Below are 1,069 nucleotides of genomic sequence, written 5' to 3' on the forward strand. Positions count from 1 at the left end.
TTCTGCCCGTTCGCATCACTTCGAACCAGCACCACCGCTTCGCGCACGCCTTCCACCCGTCAGCAGCTGCGACTCGATCTCGCCCGTCTCAATCCGGTAGCCCCGGATTTTCGCCTGGTTGTCGATCCGGCCAATGAAGTCCACGTTGCCGTCCTCCATCCACCGCGCCAAGTCTCCCGTGCGGTACAGCCGCTCGCCTGCGGCGAACGGACTGTCTACGAACTTCTCTTCCGTCAGCTCCGGACGGTTCAAGTACCCTCGCGCCACGCCGACTCCGCCGATGACCAGCTCGCCCAGCACCCCGACCGGCACCGGGTTCAGATGCGCGTCCACGATGTAGAATTTCGCATTCAGCCACGCTTTTCCGATCGGCACATGGCCTGTCTGCGGCAGCTTCGTCAGCTCCTCGTCGTAGAAGCTGGAGTCGATCGCCGCTTCCGTCACGCCGTATGCGTTGATGATCCGGAACAACGAGCCGAAGCGTTCCTGCAAGGTCCGGTAATCCGCCACGCTGCAGCTGTCCGAGCTCGTGATCAACAGCTCCATCCAGCTCATATCCAGCCCCTGCTCGTGCACGTACTCTAAGAACGGCACGATCAGCGCCGGCGTTGATTCGAAGATGGTGACCCGCTCTCGCTTCATCCAATGGTGCAGACGAGACGGATCGATCCGGTCGTCCTTCGGCACAATCACCATCGTGCCTCCGTTGTACAGCGTCCGCGCAATATCTCCCACGAACACGTCAAACGAGAAGCTTGCGAGCTGTAGCAGCCGCACTGGGAACTGATCCAATCTGTATTCCCGCCGGTAGCCCGCCGCCGTGTTCACCAGGCTGCGGTGCTCGATCATCACGCCCTTCGGCTTGCCCGTCGTTCCCGACGTGTAGATCACGTACGCCAGATCCTCCGGACGGGCTTCATGGAAGCTGCCCATGCCAACATTCGGATGGGTCTCATCGCCGTCATCCACAGCATCCGTCAGCTTGCCGGAGACCATGCCGGAACCAATCGGCGCATTCGCCCGCTCCTCGCTGTACGACGCTTCGTCGTCGAGGTACAGCACCGCCGCC

1 pseudogene is annotated in these 1,069 nt (G+C 61.7%); it reads right to left on the bottom strand.

The features are described 5' to 3' along the window. Positions 1-1,069 (bottom strand): annotated as a pseudogene (locus AZ66_RS29280) (amino acid adenylation domain-containing protein); the annotation flags it as partial.

This window comes from Paenibacillus sp. E194, assembly GCF_000935845.1.
In the GTDB taxonomy this organism is placed as follows: Bacteria; Bacillota; Bacilli; order Paenibacillales; family Paenibacillaceae; genus Paenibacillus_B; species Paenibacillus_B alvei_B.